15 protein-coding genes are annotated in these 21,673 nt (G+C 40.8%); 7 read left to right on the top strand and 8 right to left on the bottom strand.

Going from position 1 to position 21,673, the window contains the following annotated elements; genetic code table 11:
- Positions 1–52 precede the first annotated feature (52 nt).
- Positions 53–1,897 carry a tetratricopeptide repeat protein gene (locus GNF10_RS24240; RefSeq protein WP_185580468.1) on the top strand — a complete coding sequence of 615 codons (1,845 nt, stop codon included), beginning with the start codon at positions 53–55 and terminating at the stop codon, positions 1,895–1,897.
- Between the two features lie 404 nt (positions 1,898–2,301).
- Here GNF10_RS24240 and GNF10_RS24245 read toward each other — a convergent pair whose 3' ends face one another.
- The 3 genes from GNF10_RS24245 to GNF10_RS24255 form a co-directional block, all read right to left on the bottom strand.
- A complete protein-coding gene (locus tag GNF10_RS24245; RefSeq protein ID WP_185580469.1) occupies positions 2,302–3,693 on the bottom strand; it encodes a response regulator in 1,392 nt (463 codons plus the stop codon).
- A 247-nt stretch (positions 3,694–3,940) separates the two neighbouring features.
- Positions 3,941–6,514 (bottom strand): BsuBI/PstI family type II restriction endonuclease, encoded by a 2,574-nt coding sequence (locus tag GNF10_RS24250; protein ID WP_311774206.1) that lies wholly within the window; start codon positions 6,512–6,514, stop codon positions 3,941–3,943.
- Positions 6,515–6,930: 416 nt separating this feature from the next.
- A complete protein-coding gene (locus tag GNF10_RS24255) occupies positions 6,931–8,283 on the bottom strand; it encodes an N-acetylmuramoyl-L-alanine amidase (RefSeq protein ID WP_185580470.1) in 1,353 nt (450 codons plus the stop codon).
- 141 nt (positions 8,284–8,424) lie between these two features.
- Here GNF10_RS24255 and dnaG point away from each other — a divergent pair, with 141 nt between their 5' ends.
- The gene (gene dnaG, locus GNF10_RS24260) at positions 8,425–10,368 is read left to right on the top strand and encodes a DNA primase (protein ID WP_185580471.1); all 1,944 of its coding nucleotides are present in this window, start codon (positions 8,425–8,427) and stop codon (positions 10,366–10,368) included.
- A gap of 36 nt (positions 10,369–10,404) precedes the next feature.
- On the opposite strand, the gene GNF10_RS24265 is transcribed toward dnaG, so the two are convergent.
- On the bottom strand, positions 10,405–11,778 hold the full coding sequence (locus tag GNF10_RS24265; protein ID WP_185580472.1) for an AAA-like domain-containing protein: 1,374 nt from the start codon (positions 11,776–11,778) through the stop codon (positions 10,405–10,407).
- Positions 11,779–12,263: 485 nt separating this feature from the next.
- Between GNF10_RS24265 and GNF10_RS24270 the strand changes: the two genes are divergently transcribed.
- Positions 12,264–13,814 carry a PAS domain-containing sensor histidine kinase gene (locus GNF10_RS24270; protein ID WP_185580473.1) on the top strand — a complete coding sequence of 517 codons (1,551 nt, stop codon included), beginning with the start codon at positions 12,264–12,266 and terminating at the stop codon, positions 13,812–13,814.
- 182 nt (positions 13,815–13,996) lie between these two features.
- Here the strand turns inward: GNF10_RS24270 and GNF10_RS24275 are convergent, their stop codons facing one another.
- Positions 13,997–14,179 carry a hypothetical protein gene (locus GNF10_RS24275; RefSeq protein WP_185580474.1) on the bottom strand — a complete coding sequence of 61 codons (183 nt, stop codon included), beginning with the start codon at positions 14,177–14,179 and terminating at the stop codon, positions 13,997–13,999.
- A 162-nt stretch (positions 14,180–14,341) separates the two neighbouring features.
- On the opposite strand from GNF10_RS24275, the gene GNF10_RS24280 reads away from it, so the two are divergent.
- The 3 genes from GNF10_RS24280 (at position 14,342) to GNF10_RS24290 (ending at position 17,596) form a co-directional block, all read left to right on the top strand.
- Positions 14,342–14,935 (top strand): cytochrome b/b6 domain-containing protein, encoded by a 594-nt coding sequence (locus GNF10_RS24280; protein WP_163933724.1) that lies wholly within the window; start codon positions 14,342–14,344, stop codon positions 14,933–14,935.
- Between the two features lie 27 nt (positions 14,936–14,962).
- Positions 14,963–16,396, top strand: a complete 1,434-nt coding sequence (locus tag GNF10_RS24285; RefSeq protein ID WP_185580895.1) for a bifunctional orotidine-5'-phosphate decarboxylase/orotate phosphoribosyltransferase — start codon at positions 14,963–14,965, stop codon at positions 16,394–16,396.
- Between the two features lie 105 nt (positions 16,397–16,501).
- Positions 16,502–17,596: an AI-2E family transporter gene (locus GNF10_RS24290; RefSeq protein ID WP_185580894.1), complete on the top strand. Its 1,095-nt coding sequence runs from the start codon at positions 16,502–16,504 to the stop codon at positions 17,594–17,596.
- 63 nt (positions 17,597–17,659) lie between these two features.
- Here GNF10_RS24290 and GNF10_RS24295 read toward each other — a convergent pair whose 3' ends face one another.
- The 3 genes from GNF10_RS24295 to GNF10_RS24305 all read right to left on the bottom strand — a co-directional run bounded on the left by GNF10_RS24295 (position 17,660) and on the right by GNF10_RS24305 (position 21,009).
- Positions 17,660–17,950, bottom strand: coding sequence for a hypothetical protein (locus GNF10_RS24295; protein ID WP_114081325.1), 291 nt, complete (start codon positions 17,948–17,950; stop codon positions 17,660–17,662).
- An 85-nt stretch (positions 17,951–18,035) separates the two neighbouring features.
- Positions 18,036–18,326 carry a hypothetical protein gene (locus GNF10_RS24300; RefSeq protein ID WP_185580893.1) on the bottom strand — a complete coding sequence of 97 codons (291 nt, stop codon included), beginning with the start codon at positions 18,324–18,326 and terminating at the stop codon, positions 18,036–18,038.
- A 229-nt stretch (positions 18,327–18,555) separates the two neighbouring features.
- Positions 18,556–21,009: an ATP-dependent Clp protease ATP-binding subunit gene (locus tag GNF10_RS24305; protein ID WP_185580896.1), complete on the bottom strand. Its 2,454-nt coding sequence runs from the start codon at positions 21,007–21,009 to the stop codon at positions 18,556–18,558.
- A 342-nt stretch (positions 21,010–21,351) separates the two neighbouring features.
- On the opposite strand from GNF10_RS24305, the gene GNF10_RS24310 reads away from it, so the two are divergent.
- Entirely contained in the window at positions 21,352–21,648 is a 297-nt protein-coding gene (locus GNF10_RS24310; protein ID WP_012409942.1) for a DUF3288 family protein, read from the top strand.
- Positions 21,649–21,673: the final 25 nt, after the last annotated feature.

Here is a 21,673-nt window from a genome sequence, read left to right on the forward strand (position 1 = left end):
TCTCCCCACTAGACTAGAATTAGAATTGACGTGACGTTTCTTAGTAGCTAAAGTGTCAGATTCTCTGCCATTGCGCGATCGCTATATAGCCTTAATCGATGAAATTGTTGAAACCACCCTCAAGGGCAAAATTAGCTCTGTTGAGATGGTGTACCAAATGCTGCTTAAAGGCATTACTTCCGGTACAGGGGAAGTATTTGAGTTAGCTTTGAGCGATCGCTTGAATGCCCTCCAAAGCCAAGTAGATGGTGAAAAAGACGAACTCAAGAAAGCCAAAGCTACTCGCAGTTTGAGAGCCATTAAGACTATTCAGAGTCAATGGCAACGTTGGCAAGAGCAAAACAAAACAACAGAAGCGATCGCTTCCGCAGTTACAGAAATTACCACAGCCCCCTCTGACGAGCGACTAGCGACATTTTTACGGATTACTGACCCAAATCAGAAGTATCCGCTAAATTTGCAACAGCTACAGCAATTATCAAAAGCATTACAGCAATTTGCCCAGGCAGATAGCGATTTAGAACAGTTTTCTGAAGGGATTACCCGTGGTTTAGCTTCTTGGCAGCGATTGCAAGACAACTTGCTCAGTTGGATGTACGAGCAAAAAGAAGCTTTAGGATTTGGCGGTGTACCGGGAGAACGTGGCCCTTGGGCAAGTTGGGCTAAACAACTCAATAGTGAGTTACCCAAAGCACTGCTTCGCACCTTAGCGATGGAAGAATCGGCAATTGAGTTTGCCCAACGACAACGGGGAATCACCCTCAGAGATTGGGTGGAAATGGCATTAATTTTACAGTTCTTGCAAAGGGGGCTAATTAACTGGTTTGACCAACAAGCTTACGATGTTAAAGCTGGGCCAAAGTTGTCCATTTCCACTTTTTTGACCTTTGCAGTGATTTGGAGTCAATTAGCAAGTGGTTTTGCAAGCATTGGCACAGTGTACAGCGATGCGTGTTCTCAAATCATGCTCCAGATTTTGCGAACCTTTGCCCAGCGTCCATATTTTCCCTTTTACGGCGGGATATTTGCCTCTTTTACTGGCACTTATTTGCGAGATGCCCTTGATTATTTGGATGAACCATTGCGACGAGGCGAGGGAACCCAAGAAAAGGCGCGAATTTTGACCCTTTTAGGTTATTCACAGCGTGCTTTGGGTCAATACCAGCGCTCAATTGATTTTCATCAGCAGGCGTTAGAGATAGCCAGAAATGCCAGCGATCGCGCCTGTGAAATAGCCAATCTCAACCACCTCAGCCGTACCTACGTGCAACAGCAAAATTATGCTGAGGCAATTAACTACAGCCAACGAGCATTAATATTGAGTCGGCAAGCAGGCGATCGCACAGGAGAAGCCAACGCACTAGTAAATTTAGGTTACAGCGAAGTCATGCAGGCTCAAGAACTGGAGAATCTAGAACCTGAAACTTATGAAGCCGCAATTAATTATTTGGAACAAGGTTTAAAACTATCAGAAAAATTAGGCGATATTCAAAGTAAAGCTTTATGTGTCAGCAGCTTAGGAATCGCTTATCTAGTAATTGGAGAACACCAAACTGCAATTAAATATTTGGAGGATGGCTTTAAAACAGCCCAAGTTTCCGGCGATTTGTATCTTCAGGGGCGGAACTTAGCTTATTTAGCAGAAGCTTATTATCATCTCCAAAATTCTGAAAAAACCGTTTACACAGGCTGTTTGGGAATGTATCTTTTGGAGCAAATTGCTTCTAATGAGTGGCGGCAAGCAGCAGGTTTACTAACAATTTTGCAGGGTCAAATTGGGGCAGAAGCTTTCCAAAAGTTCTTACAGCAACATCGCCCTAAAATCATTGCGGTTATCGGTGTAGATGGGTATGATTACATTCCAAAATTATTAGAGATATACAAGCAAGATATGTAACTTCTAAAATTTCTGTTTTCTACTCGTAACTCTGCGGTTTAAAAGTAATTTATTGAACCACAGAGGCACAGAGAACACAGAGAAAATAGGAATTATTTTCCAAAAGCGCTAGTGTGGCGTGCCAAGTCTAAAATGTTGCAAAGAAATTGTAGGTTGGGTGGAGGCTTTGCGTAACCCAACATTTTTGGGGCTTTGTTGGGAACCTACAATTTTTTTCTTAGGTGATTTCCGACAAAGAAAATACCTGTGTTGGCGAGTTTCGACTTCGCTCAACTCTCGATATATCAGTTGGTTGAGCGTTCGCGAGTGCGTCTCGCAGAGAAGTCGAAACCAACGACATCAGTATAAGTAGGGACACAGTTTAAAATTTATTTTTTAATTTTGAATTGTTAAGTTTGGATTGTCTATTTATCAGTCAAATTATCAAGATTTGTCTTGATTAAAAAATCTTGAATCCTGTTGATAAATTCTTCTAAATCCGCGATTAAGTTGTCCATGCCAGCAATCTCATGTTTGCGACTCAATAGTTCTAGTTTTTCTGCTGATTTCTGCATAATTGTAACTCCCATATTCCCACTAGAACCCTTGAGATGATGAGCTTCCCATGCAATTTGTTGAAAGTCTTGAGCAGCGAATGCAGCTTTGGCAAGCTCTAAATGACTTTGGCTATCTTCTTGGAAAAGTTGCAAGAATTCTAACTCCACCTCTGTATCGTTATCTGAAAGTTGATGTAAGTATTCCCAATCAATTATTAGGTCGATTAAATTTCTATTTTGACTATCTTGATTATTAGATGTGGGATCTGGAATCATAACTGCCTCAGAAGTAATAATTATTTCATGCCAACGCTCTAGCACTGCTGCTAAATCTTTTTTATTTACTGGTTTACTTAAATAGTCATCCATCCCTGCATCTCTACAGTTTTGTTGGTCTTCTGCCATAGCGTTAGCAGTAAGAGCAACCACCACAGGTTGCCGATGGCTAGCAAATGAACTTGCTGAACGACGACGAATTTCTCTTGTCGTCTCTAAACCATCCAAAATTGGCATTTGGTAATCCATGAAAATCAAGTCATAAGGAATTTTATCTAAAATTTGCAAAACTTCTTGACCATTGGCGACAACATCAGCCTTGTAGCCTAAATTATGAAGCTGCTTGAGGATGACTTTTTGATTAACAAGATTATCTTCTGCTAGCAACAATTTTAACTTGGGTTTAGTGGAATCATTTATTGGTTTTATCTGTATGAGCATAGAGACACTTGGAGCAGCGCAAATCACTTCCGAAGTCATTACATCTTCCGCTAGGCGCAGGTGCAGCAAGTCTATTGGACGTGACAATTGCTGCAAGCTTTCATGAGTCAATAGTCCAACTATTTCATCTTGTTCATTGAGCAGGGGTAAGTGGCGAATCCGATACTGCTGGAGTAGATTGACAGCTAAGAACAAATCGGTAAATGCAGATTGGTGTAAGCTAATGACTGGATGTGCCATTACATCCGCGATCGCCAGATTCTCTAGTTTTCGCATTTGAGAACTGAGTCGAACCACGTCTCGTTCAGTAAAAATCCCTAACAACTGATTCCCTTCAACAATCAACACGCAACTTGATCGCGCCTCAAGATGCCTGGCTTCAATTTCCATATCTGCTTCTCTTGAAGATGAACACACAGTGCGACTACCACTCATCAGAGCGATCGCCGCCATCACAGATGTATTTGGCGAAACGATCAGTGGGTTGCGAACAATCGCTGACTCCAAATCAGCTTCTGTCAAAGCAGTGGAAGATATGAACATTCTTACAAGGACATTTCAAATTTTTCAACTGACACTTTATAATTCCCTTTCTACTAACCTATTTAACACGGGCACTAAAATAAATATGAAAGAAAATAAACTGATATGTCCCAACAATTCAATAACGTATCTACGTTAAAAAATGACTTTGACATAACCCAAGCATATTGCCTTACAAGGGAGGGCTAGAGGATCTTCCCAAGCAAAATATCACTGATACCAAGCAGATTGCTATAGATTCAAGAGTTTACTTCTTTTCTATTTGGTAAGCCTGTAACAAATATTCGCCATTGAAATGAATCAGGTGAGTTGAATCTTCAGCAACCCAAACATCTGTTTCCCAAGCAATCTCTGCCAGATATGCCACCATTGCCTTACGGCTGAGAAATGCTGTTACCATCACCAGAGGGATTTCAGAACTTCTGAATAATAATTCAAGTTCCTTTTTGCGTTTAGGATTAATTTGCCCATGTGAAGTTACAGCTTCAATCAGCACCAACCAGTTATTTGTTGTGAAGTGAATAATTACATCTGGCATTTTGCCGTGAGAATCGATGTTAACGCCTAAATCTGTCAATGCTGCTGCATCAAAATGGGCGAACTTTTCATCTGTATCGCCAACATAGATGAGTTTTCCATTAGGTGTAAAACGAGGGGCAAAATCATTAATAATTTTTTCAATCAGAATATTTTGACCACCTGGCGATAAAGTTTTAATTGCTCCATCAATTACTATGGGAATACGAGACATTTCCCGTTCTTGAGCATACTGCTTTTTCAAAGTTTCAACTGAAGCAAGATAAGTACAAATGCTTTTTTCCCATTCTTCAGTACCGTAGGTTCGTAAGAGTTCGAGCGCACTGTTCTGAATTTGATATACAGTTTTTGGACTATTAACAGGGCGACTTAAATTATCTGGATTAGCAACTATCAAAGCTGCATCCAGAAATTGATGCACTGTCTGGCGGCGAACTGTTTCCCGTGTGTTGGGCTTATAAGTTTTGCCATAATGTTGAGCCATAAAGTCCATTATCGGCGTAATTCCCATCAAAGGGGAAGTTGCTAATTGCCAAGAGTCTGTCGGTTTTAAGTCAAGCAACGCTAGGAGAGTTAAAGCTGACCGTTCGTTCAGTTGTGTTCGGGGAAATCCCAATTGTGTCAATATTTGCAGCGCTTCATCAATTCGAGACTTAGTTACAATTGGATTATTCTCTGACAGATTCGACATACTCTGTAGCTGATTTTCTATAAGTTCATTAATTTCCCGCAAAGAAGGAAACTGCTCTGTAATCTCCGTCCCTAAAGCCAATAGCTGTTCCAAATTAGGGTACTTTAATTTTCGCAAATCTGTTGCATTTACCTGAGTATGTCCATTGAACAACCGAAAAAAAGCATCGACTAGGGTTGAATTTAGATAAACAGCAAGCCCACGAGCCAAGGTAAGGCTAAGTCCCCGTCCATCTTTATGAAAGTAATTCAAGTGATTTTCAAAGCCGACATAGGCATAATTAAATTGATTGGCATCATAAACTACTGCAACAACACGCCTTTTCTCTTCTTTCGATGAAAATCTTTTGCATAAGACATAATGCTCATTTGGGATCAAAAGATTGGCGGTTTTTTCTAGTGAAACTATCGCTTGAGGCTTTTTGGTGATTTTTGGGTGTTCTACATATCCATTCGCTAAATTCACCGGATAAATTAAAGGAACAGTATTGTTTTCTGCATTTGCTCTTAAGTACTCTTTTGCTCGAAAATCTACTACCCGTCCGGTTGAAACTGTTAGCCCTAAATCTTTCAAAGTGCAGGGGAAAATTTCAATTCGCTCAACAATTTGCTGGCTAATCCTATCTGGAATAATATGAATAAACTGCTCTTTATCGTTGGGCTGAAGTAAGGCTGTATATGGTACAGATTGTGACATTATCAAGTCATCATTAGTCCCAGAACTGGTATTGATGATGACGTTGCTATATTTTTGCCTTTGTTTGGTAGCTTGGATGATGATAGTTTCCTGCAAAATATCATCGTCACTAAATGCTTCTTGCCGCGACTCAAAAAGATGTACTTGTTGTAAAGCCATCATCTCTAAAAATATTTTGCGGAAGTCACGGAAATACGGCCCGTTGCAAAAACTGCGCGGGGTAATCGCTACAAACTCCCCACTTGGTTTTAGAAGTTGCGCTGTAGCTGCCATAAAACCAGTGTAAAGATTGCTAGTTTCCAAACCGATGGAATGCAGCAATTCACGCACCTTAGAATTAGCATTAATTTTCAAATAAGGCGGGTTGAGAATAGCATGGGTAAATTCTGTTGCCTTTGCATTATTCAATAAACCAATCTGAAGTAGCCTGACTGCATCTTCGATAAAATCAGTCTTACGAATTTCGTAATTAAAGGAAATACCTACACGTTGACATTCCTTTTTGCATAGCTCTAGAGTCTGATGCAAATATCCTATTAGAAAAGGGTCAATTTCATAAGCTACAACGCGCAAACTTGACGTATGTTGTCGATGCTGGCACACTTTTGCTACAAAAGCAGCTAGTAATGAACCAATTCCTGCTCCAGCATCAAGCAAAGATATTTCAGGTAAATCAAGCCTATTAAACATTCCAGCCATCAATTCTGCTACTGAGGCGGGAGTCAGAAACTGACCCATTGATGCTTTTTTGTCTTGCCTTAGCTTTAAACTTGCTACAATCCGATGAAGATCGACTTCTGCAAGTAAGTTTCCACTTGATAGTTCTGCAAGGCTGGTAAAGCTCAAACTACTGTTATGACTTGCTAATAACGCTCTACTACTAGATGGGACAATCACGGTCTATCTTCTTAATTGCTATCAAGTTTATATAACAATACGGTTCAGTTAAGACTAAAACTTTGCGATCAAAGTCAATTTTTTAACGAACCGCCTTCGCGTAGCGTCTCGTAGAGAAGGCGCAGAGGACACAGAGAGAAAAAAGAAATGCTTAACCCAAGCGTATTGCGTTATAAGCCAATACAGTTCAGTTAAGGCTAAAACTCTTTGCCAAAGTCAATTTTTTAACGAACCGCAAAGGACGCAAAGGACGCAAAGAGAAGAAAGAAGTGCTTAACCCAAGCGTATTGGTTTATATAATTCTAAATTCTTTGTAAATTCTTATTTTTCTACCTTTATGCCCTTTACAGCTTGCCACAAAGGGCATAAGGGGAGAGAGGGTTCAAGTAATTAGTGCAAGTTTATATAATCAACACTCAAAGAAGTCCTGCTGATTCATATAATCGTTTAAGCATTGCTGAAATCCTTGCACCATAATCTAAATCTGCTGACCATCGCCCTGATAGCTGATCAATTAATGTTGCAATTCCACGTGTAACAAAACGAAATCTTGGATCTACTACTTCTTGTACCAAAGGTTCTAAACTGGCGTAAGCTTTCAAATGTTGGACGTGTGCCCTCACTCCAATTCTGGCACTTGGAAAAGATGCAGCCTCTGAACCACCACCGATCGCACCTAAACCTGCAAAGTTATTTTGCTCAGGTTTAATATCTCCGCCAAAGCGTAAAAATCCAGTTTCTACACACATTTGGCAAAAGGCAATATCATAGTTTACTCCCTCTATCCCTGCTTCTTCCCGATAAAGTTTGGGAATATCTGGAAACTTTGCCAAAGCATTTTCGTTATTGTTTCTGAGGAATAATTGTAACTGTATTTCTGAAGTATTACCATTTGACATCACTCGTTCCATTTGACCAGGGCAAACGATCAAATTGGAGCGCAAACTGACAGTGCGAGTTGCAGCATCCCAATTAACCGCAACATTAAAATCTCGGAGTTCTATTGCTTTAATATAAACTATTTTGCGATAGGTAATTCGATTAACATTAGCTGCTTTTGAAAGATCAATTCGCAGCCGATCTACTAAATCAATGGGGATGTAAGCATTGCCATTAACTAATACTCCTTGCTCTGAGTACTTCTGTCCATTAATATTAATATTAATTGGTGGGTAATTTGCTTCGGCTGGAGTGCCAGGAGTAGGATCAATCACACGACTCCAAGTTACCAATCCATCAGCAATTCCTAAAGCAAAATCGCGGCGACGAGTTTGCAGCAAAGCCCGATCCTCTGGATTGCTAAGAAAGCCCACTTGCATTGCCAAAGCTGGGAGCGTTGTCTGGCGACAGAATGCTAAACTACCTAATCCACTATCTGTATCTGGCTTGACTCCCCGATTCGGTAATTGGGGGACGCGGCGCAATAACCCCACTAGCAACTGTTCACCGTTGCTTTTACGATCGCTATTATTCGCAATATAAAAGACGCTAGCCCCACGCACAGAAGGGCTGTTAGCTGCATCAGATTTAATCTCTAAGGCAACATCACCCCGGCGGCCGCGAGAATTGATCCAAGTGATGGTTTGGGCGGCACTCAAGTCATCGGGAACTGCCAAAATTTCCAAATTCCGCGCCCTCAGTTCGGTGACAATCAAATCCCGCAGCAGAATCATTTCTTTAGCTTCAGTTGTACCACCTGCGATCGCACCTAAATCGATCCCTCCAGCTTCTCTGCCTCCATGAGCGGCTGATATAAAAATACGTCCCATTTTCAGTATTTCCTCTGATAAAATTAAATGTAAGCAATTGTATAGATCATTCTTGGTCTAGCAACAAGAATATAATAGCTATCAGTTGGTAAACCCACCGCAGTGTTAACTACCAACTCATGACTTAACAAATAGACTAGAATGCAAATCCCCCGCTTGCACCCAGATACAATTGAGGAAGTTAAACTACGGGCCGATATTGTAGATGTCGTCTCGGAATACGTAGTTTTACGCAAACGTGGAAAGGATTTTGTCGGTTTGTGCCCCTTCCATGACGAGAAATCTCCTAGTTTCACTGTCAGCCAGACTAAGCAAATGTACTATTGCTTTGGCTGTCAAGCTGGAGGAAATGCCATCAAGTTTGTGATGGAGTTGGGAAAGCGCTCTTTTGCTGATGTGGTGCTGGATTTAGCACGGCGTTACCAAGTACCTGTACAAACCCTCGAACCCGAACAACGTCAAGAATTGCAGCGTCAGCTATCTTTGCGTGAGCAGTTGTATGAAGTTCTGGCAATGTCCGCCCAATTTTATCAACACGCCCTGAGACAATCCCAAGGGCAAAAGGCACTTCAATATTTGCAATCTAACCGCCAACTCAAAGAAGAAACTATACAGCAATTTGGTTTAGGTTATGCCCCCGCAGGTTGGGAAACTCTCCATCGTTATCTAGTGGAAGATAAACATTACCCAGCGCAGATCCTAGAAAAAGCGGGATTGATTAAGCCACGCAAGGAAGGAGGCGGTTATTATGATGTATTCCGCGATCGCTTAATGATTCCCATCCGCGATGTTCAAGGGCGCGTCATTGCCTTTGGTGGCAGAACTCTCACGGATGAACAACCGAAATATCTGAATTCACCAGAAACGGAACTTTTTAGCAAAGGTAAAACATTATTTGCTCTCGATCAAGCCAAAGGTGGGATTTCCCAACTCGATCAAGCGGTGGTGGTAGAGGGATATTTTGATGCGATCGCTCTCCACGCTGCTGGAATTAATAACGCCGTTGCTTCCCTCGGTACAGCCTTAAGCTTAGAACAAGTCCGGTTAATATTACGGTATACAGAATCGAAGCAATTAGTACTTAACTTTGATGCTGATAAAGCCGGAACCAATGCCGCCGAACGTGCGATCGGTGAAATTGCCGAACTAGCATACAAAGGAGAAGTTCAGCTAAAAATTCTGAATTTAGCCGATGGTAAAGATGCTGATGAATATTTGCATAGCCACACTCCAGAAGACTATGGAGAACTGCTAAAAAATGCGCCACTTTGGTTAGATTGGCAGATTCAGCAAATTCTTCAAAACCGAGACTTGAAACAGGCTACTGATTTTCAGCAAGTAACTCAGCAATTAGTCAAATTACTTAAAAATATAGCTAACAGCGATACACGAAATTATTACGTTTCCTACTGTGCAGAAATACTCAGTTTGGGAGATACCAGACTTATACCCCTGCGAGTCGAAAATCTGTTAACTCAAATTGCTCCGGCTGCGGCTGCATACACTAAGCCTGTATCAGCGAAGCAAGCATGGGGAAGTAGTAAAGTTTCCCAATCCCCACTTCCTACAGAACGCAGTCTTTTAGAACACGCAGAAGCTTTATTACTGCGAATTTACTTGCATTGTCCTGAACAACGTCAAGCGATTATTGCCGAACTAGAGGAGCGAGATTTGCAATTTAGCCTTTCCCACCACCGATTTTTATGGCAACAGATTTTAGAAATATCGTCCGGTGATGGAGAAACGATAAATTTTGCGTCTCAACCAGATTTAATTTCCCGCTTGCAAGACCATTTTTTAGAATTTAGCAGCGAGATGGGGTTAATTTCCCATTTATTCCATATAAATGAAAAAAACCAGAAAGAAATACTTCGGACTCCGCAAGTAGTTCAAGCTGCGATCGCTTGCATGGACTTGGTGATGCTGGAAAAACGCTATCGCCACTTTTTGGAACTATGGCAACAAACCGATCCAGAAGCCGAACCAGAGCGTTATCAATCTTATTATCAAGCTTTCTACGCCGAAAAAATCAAGCTTCAGAAAATAGACCGACAACGGCTATTTTCGATCACAGAGTTGTTGTAGCTTTGCACTCGTGAAGTTACTCCCGCAGAAATAACGCTAGCCATGCCTAAACTCACAGTTAAAACAGCCGTTATTGAAATGCTCGCTTGTCTTCAAATATTGTCGAAAATATAAACGATATAATTCACACGCAGGAGTACTGCGATCGCCTTCTAAATTAATTAGCCCCATACTTTGTAATTTATATGCCAATACTGGCTCTACTTTTACATAATTTATAGAGTTAATTACTTCATAAAAAGCATCTTGCAATGCTGATTCATCTCGTAGCGCTAACACATATTGCTTTAAATACTCGTGATAAATTCCTGCTTCTGTGGGTGCTTCTTCTAATAGCTTTTCTAAATCTTGTTCTAGTCCCCCTTTACCCACAAGATGATAAAAAGCTAATCGCACCAAATAAGGATATCCTCCCACAAGCGCCATCAAACTCTCGACTTTACCATTTGTCCAATCCAAGCCGTGACGTAATGCTAAATCCTGCACCTGCTCTTTTGTAAAGGGAGCTAACTTAATCGGCAAACCAATATTAAATGGTGATTGAGTCAGTTTTATGGGAATAATAATTTCCGTTGAATAAACCAGAATCAGACGCAGTTTTTGCCAAATTTCTACCCCTTTGGCTCGTTCATACCATGATCGCACTAACGGTAATAATTCTCCAGCAATTTCCTCATATTCAAATACCCAATCCACCTCATTCAATACCAGCACAAGGGGAGTTTCCAGCGCAGACAGTAAATAATGTTGGAAATAGATAGAGCAACTTACTTTGCTACCCATATCTTCATCCCAATAATCATTGAGTTTTGGTTCTAGCTGTAACTCTCGGCTGACATTAGCACAGAACCAGCGCAAAAATTTATCCAAACTGGTAAATATTACTTTATCTGCTTGCTGAAAATCTAACGTCACGGTGCGAAAGCCTTGATTGCTAGCGCGTACAAGCAGCTGCAAAATCAGAGAGCTTTTCCCCATCTTCTTGGGTGCTTGGATGCAGATGAGACTTCCAGGTTTAGCCATTTCTGCGTAGGCAATTTCCTCAATTGGCGGGCGAGGGATGTAGAATCTGGAATTAAGGGATACTGGGCCACTAGGAAATTCTAAAGATATAGCTGTAGCTGCTTTGTTGAATTCCTTAATTAATTGCTGATGTGCTTTGCTAAGACGGTGATTTTCTACAGTCTGGCGGAAGTTAGATTTATTTATCGGTTCTTTACAAAAATCACTCATTACTTGCCATAAATGAGCAGCAATTTTCCTGACACGTTCCTCGCCGTAGTGAGCTTCACAGGCAATATTGGTGTAAGTTTTTCCTTCCCATGAAGAACGCAATATAATCTCTTGGAGCGTTGTTAAACCCGTTGCTTGACTGGCTTTTAGTAGCAATACTACTTCATCTATAGTCATTACTCATCGGCTCCAATTAGCATGAATTTTTATCACACCATTATGTTTTGGAACTCAATGTAGTCTACCTTGTATGAATAGCAGCCAGCCCTTTCCCAAAAAGCTACAAACAAGGCTTGACAATATTTTTGTATCCTGAAACATTTGACGTGACTCAATCATAGAATTTTTTTACAAAATTTTTCGAGTTTTTAAGTGATTATATTTGATTTGAACTACTTTTTTTAGACATATCTTAGAATGTAGATGCACACAATGTAGCTATTTTTTCTAAAAAATGGCCACGGCGATCGCAACAGAGGTTACATTCGTCCGTTTACCTTTTTCGAAATTCCATCCAAATTGATGATATCGGCTGATATATTTCTAACCGAAGTTACAGCCTAATCAACCAAGTAGACGATTTATCCATAAATGGATCGTCAGGGTGCTAAGACAGCGTAGAGAGAGAGCTACAGGATATCTTCCTCACCGTACCAGCAGCTATGCATATCGAAGAACCCGCTACCCATAAACCGGAAGCTCCAGTTTCAGTACAAGATTCGCAGAGTTTCCCAGAATCCAAAGACTTATCTCCAGAAGATTTAGATCCTTGTCAATGCTCACAAGCCGCCTTACAAATGGCATTAATAGCCAGTGGCTTGGGGTTGTGGGATTGGAATCTCATAACCAATAAAACCTATTACGATCCCCAGTGGAAGGGCATTCTGGGGTATGGATTAGACGAAATCGCTCATGAGCATAAATCCTTTGAACAACTTGTACATCCACAAGATTTACCGAGAATTCGCCAGGTGTTGCACGATTATCTCCAAGGATGCACGCCTGTGTTTGAAGTTGAATTGCGAATGTTAACTAAATCCGGCGAATGGAAATGGATTTTGGCTTGTGGCAAAGTATTTCAGTGGGATGAATCCGGCAAACCAGTGCGAATGGCCGGGACACACAAGGATATTAGTCAGGATAAAGCGATGTCTACGACGGGCTGCGCCTACGCTACTCAACAATACCAATTAATTGAACAACTCCAAAGAGAAATTGCCCAACACCAATCTACTGAAGACCAAGTTAAAGAAAAATCACAGCAGCTAGAAACTACCCTCAAAGAACTCAAATATACCCAAAGGCAGTTATTGCAGAACCAGAAAATGGCTAACCTCGGTCAACTGGTGGCGGATATGGCTAACGAAATTAACAACCCTGTTAGCTTCATCTACGGCAATCTCCATCCTGCGAGTCAATACGCTGAAGATTTAATCAGAATCATTGAACTTTACCAACATTACTATCCCAACCCTACCCCAGTCATAGCCTTACATCTGCAATGCCTCGACCTTAGTTTCGTGAAGACAGACTTTTTAAAATTACTGTGGTCAATGCGAGCCGGCTCGGAGCGCGTTAAAGAAATTGTTTTCGCCTTGCGGAATTTCTCAACCTCTGACGAAGGCCAAATGAAAAAGGTTAACCTGCACGAAGGACTTGATAGTGTTCTGAGAATTTTACAGCATCGGCTCAAAGAAAAGCCTGATAGAGCCAAAATTGAAGTAATTAAAGAGTTTGGTGAATTACCCTTAATCGAGTGTTACCCCGGCGATTTAAATCAGGTATTCATGAACATCTTAACTAATGCTATTGATGCCTTAGAAGAAAGGATGAAATATGATTATTCCTTTACTCCCAAAATTTTTATTCATACAGAGATTGTTAGAAGTCATTTGTCATTAGTCAATAGTAATGATATTTGGCCAAATAACAAACAAACAGGAAAAAAACACAAAGTTATAATTCGCATTTCTGACAATGGTCAAGGCATACTTCCCCATATCCAAAGACAGATGTTTGAACCATTTTTTACCACCAAGCCCGTAGGTAAAGGTAAGGGGCTAGGACTATCAATTAGTCGAGAAATTATCGTTGAAAAACATCAAGGTAAAATTAAGTGTAATTCTAAATTAGGTCAAGGTACAGAGTTAGTAATTGAAATGAATACAACAGCAAGACACTATGCTGCTATTAGAAAACACGCCAGCTTTTAAGTAATTAACTTTTGGTAGTAGGTGTTAATTTTTGCAAATCGATGTATTAAAATCCTTGTAGAGACGGCGATTTATCGCTTCTCAAAACCCACGATTTTGTACAAGTAGCGCTTAAAAGTTAATCAATATTTATCAAATATTGTGATATTTGAGGGCGTGAAATGTCACTTTTAACACCTAAATTACAGCAACAAACCATCAGTAAACTTCCTACAATAATCACCGTGTAGGCGTAGTCCTTCTCTATGAGAGGCTGCGGTCATAAATCCATGTTTACCTTCATAAGCAGTCCAATTAGCGATCGCAGCTAGGAATACACCGGATAGAATATCTTTGGTTGTGGGCACTAGAACAGGGTACAGCATCCCTGAACAGCCGCCCAATTTTGAATCTTTAGCTTAGAACAACCCTATTCATACCTAAACTGACAGTTAAAACAACAGATGTAGACCATCAATGTCAGAATACTGAATCATGGGATGAAAAAATAAAGGTGGTAATACACCCAAACTTGCTAGTCAAAATCTATGACTTTGACCCCCTCTCAAACTCGAAAGCGACCGACTCAAGCGATCGCAGCCAAAATTTTCCACTGGTGTAACATCATTAGCCTGTTTATCATGCTCACCAGTGGACTACAAATTTACAACGCCAACCCTGTTTTTGGTGGACGTGCAGGTTTGCACATTCCTCCGATATTTACGTTAGGAGGTTGGCTTGCAGGAGGTAGACACTGGCATTTCGCAGCAATGTGGCTATTCTCGCTCAATCTCTTGTGGTATGGAATTTACGTTTTAATTACCCGGCGCTGGCGACATCGGTTTGTCGGTGCGAATGACTTCAAAGCATTACAAAAAAGTCATAATTCTAAGCGCCTAATTTATGCTTGGCATCGGATTGCGTATACAGCAATTATTCCGATCTTGCTGCTGGCGTTATTTACAGGAATAGGAATGTATAAACCTGCTCAATTTCCCTGGATTGTGGATTTGTTTGGCAATTGGCAAGCATTGCGAATTGTTCACTTTGCCTCAGTGCCGATGGTTATCTTATTTGCAGTGATTCACTATCAATTAGGGCAAAAAGCTGGTGGTACTGAATTAACAGAATCAATGTTTTGACAAATGATATTTTTTTAAACTAAAAAAATGAACTTTTTTGATAAATTGAATCGTAGTATCTTACAAAATCAAAGCTTACTATTTGTAGGACTCGATCCAAACCCAGAGATGATGCCTGTGCGTTATGAATCTGAAGAACTCATCGCTGGTTTGGAAAAGTGGTTACAATTCATTATTGCGGAAACTTCTGATTACGTTTGTGCTTATAAACCGACACTTGGCTTCTACGAAGCGTTAGGTATTCCCGGTTTAGAACTGCTGTACAAAACTTTAGCAGCAATTCCAGCGCACATTCCAGTCATTTTAGATGCCAAACACGGTGACTTAAATACTAGTACCATTTTTGCCCAAACTGTGTTTACAGAATGGCAGGTGGATGCAATCACTCTTAGTCCCTATACAGGACAAGATCATGTAGCACCTTTTTTGGTCTATCCTGAAAAAGCGGTATTTATCTTATGTTGTACTTCTAATCCAGGTGCAGAAGCTTTACAGCAATATCCCACAAACGAGTCACCCCTTTATTTACAGGTGGTAAAAGAATCAAAAACCTGGGGAACTCCAGAACAATTGGCTTTGGAAGTAGGAACTACAAATGCTGAAGTTTTGGCACTGATTCGAGCGATCGCACCTGAACGGATTATTATGGCGCGTAGCATCTGGGCGAAGGGTGGAAACCTCAGACAAATTTTAGAAGCAGGGTTGAATGCTAACGGTGATGGTTTGCTGATTCCTGTTCCTCAAGATATGTTGGGAAATACAGAGTTATCTGAGGAAGTCGAGTCTTTACGCGCAGAAATTAATCAACTAAAAACTGAAATTATTCACGAAAATTCTACATGTTCTGTGTGGTTTCCTGATGTTTGTTTCCTAAATCAGCACCCCTACCAGGATTTGATTTTACAACTTTATGACATTGACTGTATTATGTTTGGCAGCTTTGTCCAAGCATCAGGAGCGATATTCCCTTATTACATCGACTTACGCAAAATTATTTCCAATCCTCAAGTTTTTAATCAAGTTCTCACTGCTTATGAGGATATTTTGAAGAATCTCAATTTTGATAGATTAGCAGGTATTCCTTATGGTTCTTTGCCTACCGCGACTGGTTTAGCTTTGCGCCTTCATTGTCCAATGATTTTCCCCCGTAAAGAGGTAAAGGCCCACGGAACGCGCAGAGTTATTGAGGGTCACTTTCATCCTGGTGAAACAGTTGTAGTAGTTGACGATATTCTCATCAGTGGCAAAAGTGTTATGGAAGGCGCAGGAAAGTTAGAATCAGCAGGATTAAATGTTAATGATATTGTGGTACTTATCGATCATGAACAAGGGGTGAAAGATAGGTTACAGCAAAATGGTTATCGCAGCCATTCAGTTTTAACTATTTCGGAAATTACCAATACTCTCTATCAAGCAGGACGAATAAATGAGGAGCAATTTTTAGCTTTTGCTGAAAGTTAATAATTGGGAATTAGGAATTGGGAATATTTTTTTGATTTTCTTACCGTTGAGTATATTTCAACAGTTAAATCTAGTAACTAGAATAATTTTAGTTTTAAATTAATTATGAATTTTCCACTCAATCAACTACTTAGATGGTTAATTTTTACGCTGTTATTTCCTCTAGTGTTTCTCAATGGTTGGCTAGCATTTTTGCTTGTTAAAAATTTTCAACCTGTCGTAACAATTCTTGTCTTAGCTACTTTGCTTGCATTCGTTTTAAACTATCCTGTTGCCATTCTCCAAAAGCAAGGAGTGAAACGTGGCTATGCAGTATCATTAGTTTTTATATCAGCATTGATAATTATCGTTGCTCTGGGTATCACTTTGGTTCCTATTGTGTTAGAGCAATTTAATGAGATGGTGAAAGTTCTTCCTCAATGGATTGATTCTAGCGAAGAAAAACTTCAAATTTTAAATGATTGGTTCTTTAAGCATAAATTAAATGTGAATTTAAGTCACTTATTAACACAAGTAACAGACCAATTACCTAATGAATTAGAGTTCGTTACGGATAAACTTTTAAGCATTATTGTAGATACGATTGATAGTGTTTCTGATGCATTAATCATAGTAGTGATAACTTTTTACCTCTTGTTAGATGGCCCAAGAATTTGGGAGGGGATATTTAAGAAGTTACCGGGTAATTTTGCCCAACAAGTAAGCCAGTCTATTCAGCAAAACTTTCAAAATTACTTGATTGGGCAAGGAACTTTGGCTTTGCTGATGGGAGTTTCAGAAACATTAATGTTTTTAGCTTTTCAAGTCCAGTTTGCTTTACTCTTTGGTTTGGGAGTCGGGCTTTTGAGCTTAATTCCCTTTGGCGATGTCGTCAGCGTGGTTGTAATAACTTTCATAATAGCTACACATGACTTTTGGCTAGCAGTGAAGGTTTTTGCAGTAGCTGTTGTCATTGATCAGTTAATCGATCAGGCGATCGCACCACGGCTTTTAGGCAGATTTACTGGGCTTAGACCAATATGGGTGTTAATTGCTTTACTTGTAGGAACCAATGTCGGTGGAGTTTTAGGTTTGCTAATCGCGGTACCTGTAGCTGGTTTTATCAAGGATGCAGCAGATGGTTTTTCTAAATCTGGTGATTCTGAGAATGTAGTTAAGAGTGAATTAGCATCAGAATTGTTGCCAGAGGAATCAGTATAGAAATGAGTTATTTATAAAAATAAGATGCCATATTACCGCTAACACTAAGTTGCAACACTGTCATTAAGGATGAAGTGTAATAGTCAGGATAGTTATAACTCCTTGTTCAGATCCGTAATACCAAAAAACTCGAAAAGCAGCAGGTGTTTTGTTTTCTACATAGGCTTCAAAAATTTCTTCTCCATTGGGCCCTGATAAAGATTCATATTTGTGAGTATTCAAACTAGGGTGTCGTAAGTTTGTTTCCATTAAACCCAGCGTTTTTAAAACTTTTTGGTACTTCTTAGAGTCAGTTTGTTGTAGTTTAGCTAGTGCTGTACTAGCCTCGCTTGAAAATATTATCTTAAAATTCACTATTGCTCAGTTTGGTAGATTAACCCTTGCCACAAAAATTATGTTTTGAAATCAGTGTTCAGGACTAGTGTCCTTGTGACATCCTCTATTCATCAATTTCTAGATCCGCATACTGGGCAAACGAACCTAAGTCGTGAAGTTCACCAGAACTTGCTTGTTTTATACCAACTTCTAATGAGCTACGAGCTACAGAATTTTGCCATATCCAAAGTTCTCTTTGTGGAATGTTTACTATTGGATCTAGCAGAATTTGTCCTAACTCATTAATCAGCACTCGGTAGCTCTTTGCTTTGGCAACAGTACCCAAGGTTAATCGTCCTTTGTTATCAGTTTTGACACTATCTTTAATTATTTGGAAGTCCTGATTTTCAATCATATTGCTGTTATGCTGCTATATCCTAAACTCATTATAAACATCTGTGGGTAAGTGGATATTGCCCACTTCTAATAAAATTCCATAAAAAAAGCCCCTAGTATTTCTACTAGGGGTATAAAATATACCATTTCACTTTATGTTTGTCGGAGATGACCCTGCGATCGCCTCTACTTAGATGAGAGGCTAATTATTTCTCAAATATTACAGCAAAAAGCGATCGGGTATAAAATTAGCCAACATTTGCCAAGAGCAATTCTCGTTTTTCTAATTTTTGTACTCTCACCTGAGAGTCATCATCAACATCGATAAGCGCTGTATCTCCATCTGTAATTTCACCAGACAGCATTGCTTCAGCGAGAGAATCTTCTAAAAGGCGCATAATTGCCCGGCGTAATGGTCTAGCACCATAGCTGGGGTTATAACCTTCTTGCACTACAAGTTCTTTGAAGCGATCGCTAACTTCAAGAATAATTCCCTTTTCTGTCAAGCGTTTAGAAACTTCACGAAGCATAATTTCAGCAATTTGCTTCACTTCATCCCTAGAAAGCTGGGTGAAGACGATAATTTCATCGAGACGGTTTAGGAACTCAGGACGGAAGTAAGCTTTCAATTCTTCATTTACCAAGGTGCGGATGCGGTTATAACTAGCGTTGGCTTGAGTGTCGAAGTCAAAGCCTAAACCACTACCACCTTTTTCAATCACCTTCGAACCGATGTTGGAAGTCAAAATGATCAGCGTGTTCTTGAAGTCCACTTTCCGACCTTTGGCATCGGTAAGATGACCGTCATCCAAGATTTGCAGCAGCATATTGAATACATCGGGGTGTGCTTTTTCGATTTCGTCGAATAGCAACACTGTGTAAGGTTTCCGCCGCACGGCTTCTGTAAGTTGTCCGCCTTCGTCGTATCCAACGTAACCAGGAGGCGAACCAATTAGCTTGGCGACGGTATGGCTTTCCATGTATTCGGACATATCTAGCCGAATCATCGAGTCTTCCGCACCGAAGAAGTAGGAAGCTAATGCCTTCGCCAATTCTGTTTTACCGACTCCGGTAGGGCCAGAGAAGATAAAGCTTGCAATGGGACGATTGGGATTTTTCAAGCCAACGCGGGCGCGACGGATACCGCGAGACACAGCCGAGACTGCTTGTTCTTGACCGATGAGGCGTTGATGCAGAGTGTCTTCTAAGTGCAGAAGCAATTCTGATTCAGATTCAGTCAGTTTGTTGACTGGTACGCCAGTCCAAGAAGCAACAATTTGGGCGATGTCTTCTTCGTCAACGACGGTACAGTTGACAGGTTGCTCGGTTGGTGTAAATGTTGCTTGCAGTTGTTCTGCGAGTTTTAACTCTTGGTCACGTAGGGTTACAGCTTTGTCAAAATCTTGGACTCTGACTGCTGCTTCTTTTTCTTTGGTAACGCCAGCGAGTTCACGCTTGAGTTCTTTATTGGGAGAACTTTGGGAGTTCCGCAGACGAACGCGAGAACCAGCTTCATCAATTAAGTCTATTGCCTTATCTGGCAAGAAGCGATCGCTAATATAACGGTCTGATAATTCTGCGGCTGCAACCAGTGCTGAATCCAAAATTGTGACTTTGTGGTGCTGTTCGTAAGCACCGCGCAAGCCGTAAAGGATTTGTACGGTTTCTTCTACCGAGGGTTCACCAACCATAATTGGTTGGAAACGACGCTCTAGGGCAGCATCGCGCTCAATGTGCTTGCGATACTCATCAAGGGTAGTTGCGCCGATGCACTGGAGTTCCCCCCGTGCTAAGGCAGGCTTGAGGATGTTGGCTGCATCCAAACCACCTTCTGTACCACCAGCGCCAACCAAGGTGTGAATTTCGTCAATTACCAGAATGATGTTGCCGACAGTGCGAACTTCTTCTACGACTTTTTTGATGCGTTCTTCAAAATCGCCACGGAACCGAGTTCCAGCTACCAATGACCCCATGTCGAGGCTGATAACTTGCTTATCTTGCAAAGTTTCGGGAACATCTTGGTTGATAATACGTTGAGCTAGACCTTCGGCGATCGCAGTTTTACCAACTCCTGGTTCTCCAATCAACACGGGATTATTCTTAGTGCGGCGACCGAGAATTTGGATTGCCCGCTCAATTTCCTTCTCACGACCAACTACGGGGTCGAGTCTGCCTTCTTGCGCTAATTTGGTCAAATTTCTGCCATATTCTTCCATCGTTAGCGGTTGGGTGCGCTTTTGATTACCACTACCAGCAAAAGCTGGTGCATTTTCACCCAAACGGCGAACTATGGCACTACGGACAGTCTTGAAGTCAACTCCTAGATTTTGCAGGACTTTGGCGGCGACACCTTCACCAGCCTCAGTTAATCCTAAGAGTAAATGTTCTGTGTTGATGTAATTCTGTCCCAGACTATGAGCTTCTTTAAAAGATTGCTCAAAGAGACTTTTCACCTTGGGAGTGAAAGGAATTTCTGGTGGTACAAAGCCAGAACCCCTACCAATAATTTTTTCTACCTCACGACGTGCGTCTTTGAGGGTAACGCCTAATTCGGCCAGCACTTTAGCAGCAACCCCAGTTCCTTCTCCCATCAAACCCAGGAGAATTTGTTCAGTTCCTACGAAATTGTGTCCCAGGCGACGTGCTTCTTCCTGAGCTAGCATAATTACTCTAATGGCTTCGGAAGTGAAGTGTTCAAACATAATGGGTTCTTGCTCCCTCGCTGCTTGGACTTTGGGTGAGATAAAATTCACCCTCATCTAAAGTTTTTTGTATTTTCTTAAGAACTAATGTAACTTTATTTAAAGTTAAGTGGCAGTGGTGAGAGCCGTAAGACATCAGGTGTACTAGCCGTCTAAGAGAATTTAAGAGTTGCGAGTTAGAGGTTAGAAGTAAGTAAGGAGTTCTCATTTTTACAATTAGTTTTCCAGTGGAGAAGATGATTTTTTTGCCTTTTCTGCTCCTCTCCTGTCGGCTAAACTTAAAACTCAGGACTCAGAACGGGCTAAACCCTAGCTATCTGCTAACAACACTCAGGACTGACGATGACTGAACCAACGGTTGGGAAAGACCAACAGCACCCTCTCTATAATCGCGATCGCCCCCTTATTGATATCTTACTCGCTCAAGAGGCGACAGACTATAACTTAGCAGAATTAGCCAGGCTGCGAATGCGTTATCAAGGCTTTCCAGGCGCAAGAGACATCCAAAAAGACCTAGATAAAGTCTTGCAGCAATGGGGTTTGACCGAAATTGAGCTTTTTGAGAAAACTCGCAAAATTCACGATTTAGGCGGTATTTACAAAAGTCGTGGTAAAAAAGACGAACAGGATTGGAATTAGGAATGGGGAATGGGGAATGGGGAAT

It is taken from the genome of Nostoc sp. UCD121, from assembly GCF_014222285.1.
Lineage (GTDB): Bacteria > Cyanobacteriota > Cyanobacteriia > Cyanobacteriales > Nostocaceae > Nostoc.

What these genes read in the sequence shown, in the direction of transcription:
- GNF10_RS24245 (WP_185580469.1), bottom strand. Translation starts at nt 3,693, where the DNA reads ATGTTCATATCTTCCACTGCTTTGACAGAAGCTGATTTGGAGTCAGCG.
- GNF10_RS24255 (WP_185580470.1), bottom strand. Translation starts at nt 8,283, where the DNA reads ATGGGACGTATTTTTATATCAGCCGCTCATGGAGGCAGAGAAGCTGGA.
- dnaG (WP_185580471.1), top strand. Translation starts at nt 8,425, where the DNA reads ATGCAAATCCCCCGCTTGCACCCAGATACAATTGAGGAAGTTAAACTA.
- GNF10_RS24265 (WP_185580472.1), bottom strand. Translation starts at nt 11,778, where the DNA reads ATGACTATAGATGAAGTAGTATTGCTACTAAAAGCCAGTCAAGCAACG.
- GNF10_RS24270 (WP_185580473.1), top strand. Translation starts at nt 12,264, where the DNA reads ATGCATATCGAAGAACCCGCTACCCATAAACCGGAAGCTCCAGTTTCA.
- GNF10_RS24275 (WP_185580474.1), bottom strand. Translation starts at nt 14,179, where the DNA reads ATGCTGTACCCTGTTCTAGTGCCCACAACCAAAGATATTCTATCCGGT.
- GNF10_RS24280 (WP_163933724.1), top strand. Translation starts at nt 14,342, where the DNA reads ATGACTTTGACCCCCTCTCAAACTCGAAAGCGACCGACTCAAGCGATC.
- GNF10_RS24285 (WP_185580895.1), top strand. Translation starts at nt 14,963, where the DNA reads ATGAACTTTTTTGATAAATTGAATCGTAGTATCTTACAAAATCAAAGC.
- GNF10_RS24290 (WP_185580894.1), top strand. Translation starts at nt 16,502, where the DNA reads ATGAATTTTCCACTCAATCAACTACTTAGATGGTTAATTTTTACGCTG.
- GNF10_RS24300 (WP_185580893.1), bottom strand. Translation starts at nt 18,326, where the DNA reads ATGATTGAAAATCAGGACTTCCAAATAATTAAAGATAGTGTCAAAACT.
- GNF10_RS24305 (WP_185580896.1), bottom strand. Translation starts at nt 21,009, where the DNA reads ATGTTTGAACACTTCACTTCCGAAGCCATTAGAGTAATTATGCTAGCT.
- GNF10_RS24310 (WP_012409942.1), top strand. Translation starts at nt 21,352, where the DNA reads ATGACTGAACCAACGGTTGGGAAAGACCAACAGCACCCTCTCTATAAT.